At 69.7% G+C, this 7,919-nt stretch carries 7 protein-coding genes and 1 pseudogene; 3 read left to right on the top strand and 5 right to left on the bottom strand.

Annotated elements, in window-relative coordinates; genetic code table 11:
- Window positions 1-9 precede the first annotated feature (9 nt).
- From DEU38_RS17140 to DEU38_RS17150, 3 genes are all read right to left on the bottom strand, one after another.
- Entirely contained in the window at window positions 10-1,500 is a 1,491-nt protein-coding gene (locus tag DEU38_RS17140; RefSeq protein WP_114722621.1) for a DUF4153 domain-containing protein, read from the bottom strand.
- 97 nt (window positions 1,501-1,597) lie between these two features.
- Window positions 1,598-2,593, bottom strand: a complete 996-nt coding sequence (locus DEU38_RS17145; protein WP_114722593.1) for a HAMP domain-containing sensor histidine kinase — start codon at window positions 2,591-2,593, stop codon at window positions 1,598-1,600.
- Window positions 2,590-3,246, bottom strand: a complete 657-nt coding sequence (locus DEU38_RS17150; protein WP_114722594.1) for a response regulator transcription factor — start codon at window positions 3,244-3,246, stop codon at window positions 2,590-2,592. Before DEU38_RS17150 ends, DEU38_RS17145 begins: the two co-directional genes overlap by 4 nt.
- A 216-nt stretch (window positions 3,247-3,462) precedes the next feature.
- Between DEU38_RS17150 and DEU38_RS17155 the strand changes: the two genes are divergently transcribed.
- Complete coding sequence (locus DEU38_RS17155) at window positions 3,463-4,872, top strand: acyl-CoA dehydrogenase family protein (RefSeq protein WP_397484726.1); 1,410 nt, start codon at window positions 3,463-3,465, stop codon at window positions 4,870-4,872.
- A 44-nt stretch (window positions 4,873-4,916) separates the two neighbouring features.
- Window positions 4,917-6,137, top strand: a complete 1,221-nt coding sequence (locus DEU38_RS17160; protein WP_114722596.1) for an acyl-CoA dehydrogenase family protein — start codon at window positions 4,917-4,919, stop codon at window positions 6,135-6,137.
- A 71-nt stretch (window positions 6,138-6,208) separates the two neighbouring features.
- Here the strand turns inward: DEU38_RS17160 and DEU38_RS17165 are convergent, their stop codons facing one another.
- Both DEU38_RS17165 and DEU38_RS17170 read right to left on the bottom strand, forming a co-directional pair.
- A complete protein-coding gene (locus DEU38_RS17165) occupies window positions 6,209-6,427 on the bottom strand; it encodes a hypothetical protein (RefSeq protein WP_114722597.1) in 219 nt (72 codons plus the stop codon).
- A gap of 102 nt (window positions 6,428-6,529) precedes the next feature.
- The gene (locus DEU38_RS17170) at window positions 6,530-6,832 is read right to left on the bottom strand and encodes an alkylmercury lyase (RefSeq protein ID WP_114722622.1); all 303 of its coding nucleotides are present in this window, start codon (window positions 6,830-6,832) and stop codon (window positions 6,530-6,532) included.
- A gap of 198 nt (window positions 6,833-7,030) precedes the next feature.
- On the opposite strand from DEU38_RS17170, the pseudogene DEU38_RS17175 reads away from it, so the two are divergent.
- A pseudogene (locus DEU38_RS17175) lies at window positions 7,031-7,919 on the top strand (phosphopantetheine-binding protein); the annotation flags it as partial.

The raw sequence follows: 7,919 nt of genomic DNA on the forward strand, positions 1-7,919 counted from the left end.
CGTCCGCCCTCACCAGGACCCGTGGGTACACGCCGTCACCGGCCGGCCCCGCAGGATCTCCCGTGCCCGCGATCGGGCCGCGTTGTACTCGAACCACGCCGTACCGCCGCCGACGTCGATGCCGGACAGCGCGCACGAGCGCACAGGTTCGGCGAGCCGGTCGAGCGCGGGCACGGCGTCGACGGACAACCCGCCCAGGTACGCGACGTCGATGTCGCCGGTCGCGGCGTACCGCTGCACGTTCCGTTCGGCGATGTAGCCGTCCGGGTTCAGCGCCGCGAACCCGAGCAAGCCGATCGCGGCCGACGCCAGCACCGCCCGGGGCAGCCATCGCGCCGACATCCGGATTCCCGCCAGGAGCAGCAGCACGAACACGACTCCGAGCCACAGCTCGGTCGCCATCACGCTCAGCCGCAGCCGGGTGAATCCGAACTCGTTCTCGTACAGCGACATCCGGTGCACCGCCGACGCCACGACGACGAGCCCGAGACCACAGAGCAGGCCCAGCAGCACCCGAGCGAGCGCCCGGTCCCCCGCGCTGCGGCGGTCCACTTTGCGCACCGCGACGGCGACGAGAGCCAACGTGAGAACGGTGACCGCCGCGAGCTGCCAGAAGCCCTGCCGCGCGTAGTTCGCGTAGGTCAGTCCGACGGTGTCCCGGACGTGCCGGTCCCCGCCGAACAGCACCCGCACCTGCACCGCGACGAAGCCCGCGAACAGTGCGTCGAGCAGCGCGAGCGGCACCGCCCACTCCCACCGCGCGAGCGGGTGGCCGGGTCCGGGTGCGAGGGCATCGAATCGCGGCGTCCGCCTCCGCAGGTACGCCGACGCCAACGCCATGCCCGCGACGAAGAGACCGAGGAGCACGCGCCCGGCGGGATTGCCGACCCGGACGTCGGGCAACGCGGCGTCGAACAGTCTGCCGAACTCCGGGTCCGCGCTGACGAACAGCGATCCGAACACCGCCAACAGTGCCACGCTGATCGCGGCCACAACGAAGACCCGAACCGGCTCGACCCTGCGCCCGGGCCGCAGCCGAGCACGACCGCGGCGCACCCAACCGGTCACCCGGACCGGGGTGAGCCACAACGCGACGGACGCGAGCGCAAGCCCGGTCCACGTCCAGCCCCCCACCAGCGCAACCGATCCCACCACCCAACTCGCCACCACACACAGCGCCACCAGCCAGTCGGCGCCGCGGAGCGCCGCCACCGCGAGCAGGGCGAGCGCACCGACGACCACCACGAGCTGTAGCGGCGTCGGGCGCGGGCGCACGGTGACGAAGGCCGTCGCCGCCACCGCCGCTCCGGTGAGGAGGTACGCGATGCTCACCACCGTCACCTGCAGCGTCAGGGTCGCGATGGTGCCGGCGGTCAGCGCGGCCACCAGGGCCCCGCGGGGCGCCATCGATGTCCGGTCGCTCCGCCACACGTCGCGGCGCCAGTGCCACAGACCGTCGGTCGGGACGAACTCCGGCGGGATCGTCGTCGGTGCGGTCATGATGTCCTCCTCGTCTGTGCCCGGCCGTGGGCGGGCAGGCGTCATCGCGGGACCGGAAAGGTCCGGTCCCGAGCGGATGTCGATCGTGAGTTGGGGTCTAGCCCTGGGGCAGTGTCACCCGGATACAGCAGCCGGACGCGGTGTCGAGGACTTCGATCCGGCCCGCGTGCAGATCCACCGCCCAGCGGGCGATCGCGAGGCCCAGCCCTGTTCCGCCGTCCTGGGCACCGCCGCGCGCGAAGCGTTCGAACACCCGGGAACGGTCCGCCGCGGGGATTCCGGGGCCGTCGTCGTGGACGTCGAGGATCAGCTCGCCGGCGTGCGGGTCGGCGCGGACCCGGATCCGGATCCGCACGGGCACGTCCTGCGAACCGTGCCGGGCCGCGTTGTCGACGAGGTTCGCGATCACCTGGTGCAGCCGGGCGGTGTCGGCCACGGCCCGCAGTCCGGTCGGCGAGACGTCCACGTCCACCAGCAGCGGTCGCGCCGGGCTCGACGCCTGCCGGATCACCTCGCCCAGGAACGGCTCGACCTCGAAGGCGCTCTGCTGCAGCGGAACCGCACCTCCCTCGATCCTCGACAGATCCAGGAGGTCGGCCACCAGGCTGCCGAGCCGCTCGGTCTGCGCGAGCGCCGACCGCATCGTCGACTCGTCGGGCGACTCGACCCCGTCGACGACGTTCTCGAGCACCGCCTGCAGCGCCGCTATCGGCGTGCGCAGTTCGTGCGAGACGTTGCCGATCAGTTCACGGCGGTACCGGTCCTCGGCCTCGAGGTCCTCGGCCATCTGGTTGAACGCCGTGGCCAGTTGCCCGATCTCGTCCCGCGACGTGGACCGCACCCTGCGCGAATAGTCGCCGGTCGCCATCGCTTTCGCCGCGGCGGTCATCTCCCGCAGCGGCGAGGTCATGCCGTGCGCGAGGACCTGCGTCACCACCAGCGCCGCGACGAGCGCCGACAGGAGCGCGAACCGGAACTGCCACTGCGACGTGGCCCAGAACGTCAGCGAGGCGAGCAGCAGCGAGGCGACCACGAGCAGGCCGGTCTTGGCCTTGAACGAGCGCAGCGGGTCGAGGGGACGGGGCCAGTTCATCTCGGGACCTCGAGCGCGTAGCCCACCCCGTGCACGGTGCGGATCACGTCGCCACCGAGCTTGCGGCGCAATGCCTTCACATGACTGTCGACGGTGCGACTGCTCGCGGCGTCGCCCCAGCCCCACACCTGCTCGAGCAGGGTCTCGCGGGCGATCGCGGCGCGCGGCCGCGACGCCAGGTGCGCCAACAGGTCGAATTCGGTGCGGGTGAGGTGCACCTCGACGCCCGCCGCGCGGACCGAGCGGGCACTGAGGTCGATCGCCACGTCGCCGAGCACCAGCAGGTCCGACTCCGCCGCGCGGTCGGCCCGGCGCAGCAGCGCGGCGACCCGGGCGACCAGCACCCGCATGCTGAACGGCTTGCTCAGGTAGTCGTCGGCGCCCACCCCGAGCCCGATCACCATGTCCGTCTCGTCGGCCCGCGCGGTCAGCATCAGCACCGGAACCGCCCGAGACGCCTGGATGCGGCGGCACACCTCGAGCCCGTCGAAACCGGGCAGCATGACGTCCAGCACGACGACGTCGGGACCGAATGCCTCGCACTCCGACACAGCGGTCGGTCCGTCGTAGGCGGCCCGCACCTCGTAACCCTCGGCGCGCAGCCGCGCAGCGATCGATTCGGAGATCGTGCGTTCGTCGTCGACGACGAGCACTCTCCGCCGGTTCGCCCCATCTCGGTTCGTCACGATCTCGACTGTATTGGGCGGTTGTGGGGATGCCCGGCAGGAGTTGTGAAGGTTGTGTGCAGGTTTTCGGCCGCAGCGCGAAATGCCCGACTCATGACACTCATCACTTTCGGGATTCGCTCGACTTCATATCTTACTCCGGAGTAAGGTGGTGAATCGTCCAAGACCGAACACCGAGAAATGGTGACCATGAGCAAGCAAGACGTTGTGAAGACGAACGGCGCCAAGCGTGAGCCCCGCGACACCTCGGCGGTCGGCTTGAACCCGGTCAAGCGCGATGCCATGGGCGCCGCGATGCGCGTGCTGACCCGGATCACGGGTTCCGACCTGGCCGAGAAGTACAACCTGCGCCAGACCATCGATCGCGTCACCTACGAGGGCACCAAGACCGGCTTCAAGACCCTCGGGGCCGCGACCCGCACGTTCAACCGGGTCTCCGGCGGCGGCGCGCCCAAGCGCCTGCCCGACGGTGCCACCAAGAACGCCGGCTACTTCGACCTGACGCCCGACGACGAGCAGAAGATGATCGTCGAGACGGTGCGCGAGTTCTCGGCCGAGATCTTGCGCCCGGCCGCGCACGACGCCGACGAGGCCGCCGCCGCACCCGCGGATCTGCTCAAGCGCTCCGCCGAACTCGGCATCACCCTCATCAACATCCCCGAGGAGTTCGAGGGTGTCGCCTCCGAGCGCGGCGCGGTCACCAACTCGCTCGTCGCCGAGGCCCTCGCGCACGGCGACATGGGCCTGGCGCTGCCGATCCTCGCCCCCAGCGGCGTAGCCGTCGCCCTCACCCAGTGGGGCACCGACGAGCAGCAGAAGACGTATCTGCCCGCGTTCGCCGGCGAGAACGTGCCCGCCGCCGCGGTCGTGGTGAGCGAACCGCGCGCGCTGTTCGACCCGTTCGCGCTGCAGACCAAGGCCGTCCGCTCCCCCAGCGGCTACCGGCTCAACGGTGTCAAGTCGCTGGTGCCCGCGGCCGGGTCGGCGGAACTGTTCGTCGTGGCCGCCGAACTCGACGGCCGCCCGGCGTTCTTCCTCATCGAGTCCGACACCGAGGGCCTGGTGGTGGAGGCGGATCCGAGCATGGGCCTGCGCGCCGCGGGCCTGGGCCGGCTGATCCTCACCGATGTCGCGGTGCCCGAGTCCGCGATCCTCGGCGACGGCGACGCCGACCAGCGTGCGCGCGAGTACGCCGACGCGATCCGTCTCGCCCGCCTGGGCTGGGCGTCGCTCGCGGTGGGCACCAGCCAGGCCGTGCTCGACTACGTGATCCCCTACGCCAACGAGCGGGAGGCGTTCGGCGAGCCGATCAGCCACCGCCAGGCCGTCGCGTTCATGATCTCGAACATCGCGATCGAGCTCGACAGCATGCGCCTGGTGACCCTGCGCGGCGCGTCCCGCGCGGAGCAAGGCCTCTCGTTCGCCCGCGAGGCGGCGCTGGCCCGCAAGCTCGCATCCGACAAGGGCATGCAGATCGGCCTGGACGGCGTCCAGCTGCTCGGCGGACACGGCTACACCAAGGAACACCCGGTGGAGCGCTGGTACCGCGACCTGCGAGCCATCGGCGTTGCCGAAGGCATCGTCCTCATCTGACGCCGACCCGATCTGTCGAATCTTTCGACTAGGAGACCTTTTCGATGATCAATCTCGAACTTCCCAAGAAGCTGAAGGCCTCTGCGAACCAGGCGCATCAGGTCGCAGCGGAAATCTTCCGGCCCATCTCCCGCAAGTACGACCTGTCCGAGCACGAGTACCCCAAGGAACTCGACACCATGGCCGCCATGGTCGAGGGCCTGAACGACTCGGGCCAGGGCGCGTCCGGTGCGGCACTGGGTCGTACCAGCGACCAGAACGGTGACGAGCCCAAGGTCATCGGCAACGCCAACGGCGGCAACATGGCGTCGCTGATGAACGTGATCGAGACCTGTTGGGGCGACGTCGGTCTGACGCTGTCGATCCCCTACCAGGGCCTCGGCAACTCGGCGATCGCCGCGGTCGCGACCGACGAGCAGCTCGAGCGCTTCGGCAAGGTGTGGGCCTCGATGGCCATCACCGAGCCCAGCTTCGGCTCCGACTCCGCCGCCGTCACCGCCACCGCGGTGCTCGACGGCGACGAGTGGGTCCTCAACGGCGAGAAGATCTTCGTCACCGCCGGTGAGCGCTCCTCGCACATCGTGGTGTGGGCGAGCGTCGACAAGAGCAAGGGCCGCGCGGCGATCAAGTCGTTCGTCGTGCCGCGCGAGGCGCCGGGTCTGAGCGTGGCCCGCCTCGAGCACAAACTCGGCATCAAGGCGTCCGACACCGCGGTGCTGCTCCTGCAGGACTGCCGGATCCCGAAGGACAACCTGCTCGGCAGCCCGGAAGTGAACGTGGAGAAGGGTTTCGCGGGCGTCATGCAGACGTTCGACAACACCCGTCCCATCGTCGCCGGTATGGCCGTGGGCCTGGGCCGGGCGGTGCTCGAGGAGTTGCGCAGCGTCCTGGAGGAGGCCGGCGTCGAGATCTCGTACGACACCCCCGCCTACAACCAGCACGCCGCCGCCGCCGAGTTCCTGGCGCTCGAGGCCGACTGGGAGGCGTCGTACCTGCTGGCGCTGCGGGCGGCGTGGATGGCCGACAACAAGAAGCCCAACTCGCTCGAGGCGTCGATGTCGAAGGCGAAGGCCGGGCGCACCGGAACCGCGGTGTCGCTCAAGGCCGTCGAGCTCGCCGGCAGCTACGGGTACTCGCAGCGCCCGCTGCTCGAGAAGTGGGCCCGCGACAGCAAGATCCTCGACATCTTCGAGGGCACCCAGCAGATCCAGCAGCTCATCATCGCCCGACGACTGCTCGGCAAGAGCTCGGCCGAGCTCAAGTAGTCTGCGCGAGAACAACTCTCAACCGCAACGGTGCCCCCGCCGATCCCAGATCGGCGGGGGCACGGTTGCATTCACCGTGGACGGAAGAGGAACGCCGCCGCGCTGATGCTCAGCGCCGTCAGGATTGTCACCACGGCAGCGTCGAGAATCGTTCCGTAGACACGGAACGAGACGAGTCCGGGCAGCACCGACAGTGAGACGAAAAGCAGCGGAACCTTCAGTCGCCGTAGTCGGCGGCGCAGATTCGGACGGCGGCTGTCGCGGGCTGAGCTGTACAACGAATCAGGCATATCTCCCCTTGGCCTCCCCGCCGCAGGCTAACACGACGGTTCACCGCACAGGCTGATCCCCGCTGCCGAGTCGAGGAATCGGCGACGGCCCCCGCCGGCCCGTCAACGGCCGCGGAACACCTCGGCCAACTGCGCCACCGTCGGCACACCCGCGAGCCCGGACTCGGTCCGGTACACCCGGCACGCCAGGTCCGCGACCCGCTCCGCCGGGAACGGATCCACCCCGTCGACCAGGATCGTCGGAGAACCCGCGAACTGCGATGCCGCGGCCTCCGCGCTCGTGGCCAGCACTCGGTACTCGATCTCCACGTCCGCCCGGCCCACGCTGGCCAGCGCCGCCAGGACGCGCTCGCCCGCCTCCCGCGAGTTCGGGCACGCATCGACATACAGGATCTCGACCTTCACATACTCATTGTGACCCGTGTGCGCCGGATGTCCACGACCGAATCCGCGTACCGGCTCCGGAGCTGCACTCGGCATGTCATGATCCACCCGTTCCGATCCGGCGCTGGGGGCGCGTTACGGAATCGGTGGGGTACACGGCTGGGTAGACGCAAGACCCCGTCCGGGGTGTGGGCGTCACGAGGAGGGGGAATCCGCATGACTGAAGGACAGATCACGAACATCGGCGCACGGGTCGCGCTGGCCGACGGGCGGTACGCGTGGGAGGTACCGGTGTCGGCGTTCTCCGACTTCGACGCACTCGTCACGGATGTGGCCAGCGAACTGTTCCCGGCAGCGACTCTCGCTGCCGCACATACGCACGGCGACCTGCCGACCGCAGGGACTGTCACCGCGACCCTGTCACCACACCTGGGCGGGGCCTCGGTACAGGTGCACTGCCGGCCGGGCACGAGCGCCGAATTCCGTACCAACGCAGCAGGGTTTGCCCTGCTGTTCGAGGCCGTCATCGCGTCGGGCGAGGTGGTACCGGCACCGATCGTCACCGAACCGGCTACGCCGCAATCCAGTCCGCCGACGGAGGAGCTTCCCGAGGTTGTCGAGACGTTCGGTGACCGGTGGGATCCCAGCAGCTCGCAGTCCCTCGAGGATCGGTTGACGATCATCGTCGCGGAGTCGATGGGTTACGCGCCGGAGGATCTGCCTGCGGAGATTCCGCTGGTCGAGCTGGGTCTGGACTCGCTGATGGCGGTGCGGATCAAGAACCGGGTCGAGTACGAGTTCGACATTCCGCAGTTACAGCTCGCGGCCGTCAAGGACGCGAGCATGCAGGACGTCGCGAAGTACCTGCACTACGCGGTCGAGAACCGCGAGGAGGTCGCGGCCCTGGCCGCGCAGCAGCAGGCCGAGCGCGAGGCTGCCGCAACCGAGGGCGACACGACCGAAGCTGAAGCGCCGGAGGTTCCCGAGGCCGCGGTAATCGAGGCGCCTGCCGGGTCCGGCGATGTCGATGTGCCGCCGCGTGATGCGGCCGAGCGTCTGACGTTCGCGTCGTGGGCGGTGGTGACGGGCAAGTCGGCGAAGAGCATCT

The sequence above is a fragment of the Rhodococcus sp. AG1013 genome, from assembly GCF_003350365.1.
Lineage (GTDB): Bacteria > Actinomycetota > Actinomycetes > Mycobacteriales > Mycobacteriaceae > Prescottella.

What these genes read in the sequence shown, in the direction of transcription:
- DEU38_RS17140 (WP_114722621.1), bottom strand. Translation starts at nt 1,500, where the DNA reads ATGACCGCACCGACGACGATCCCGCCGGAGTTCGTCCCGACCGACGGT.
- DEU38_RS17145 (WP_114722593.1), bottom strand. Translation starts at nt 2,593, where the DNA reads ATGAACTGGCCCCGTCCCCTCGACCCGCTGCGCTCGTTCAAGGCCAAG.
- DEU38_RS17160 (WP_114722596.1), top strand. Translation starts at nt 4,917, where the DNA reads ATGATCAATCTCGAACTTCCCAAGAAGCTGAAGGCCTCTGCGAACCAG.
- DEU38_RS17165 (WP_114722597.1), bottom strand. Translation starts at nt 6,427, where the DNA reads ATGCCTGATTCGTTGTACAGCTCAGCCCGCGACAGCCGCCGTCCGAAT.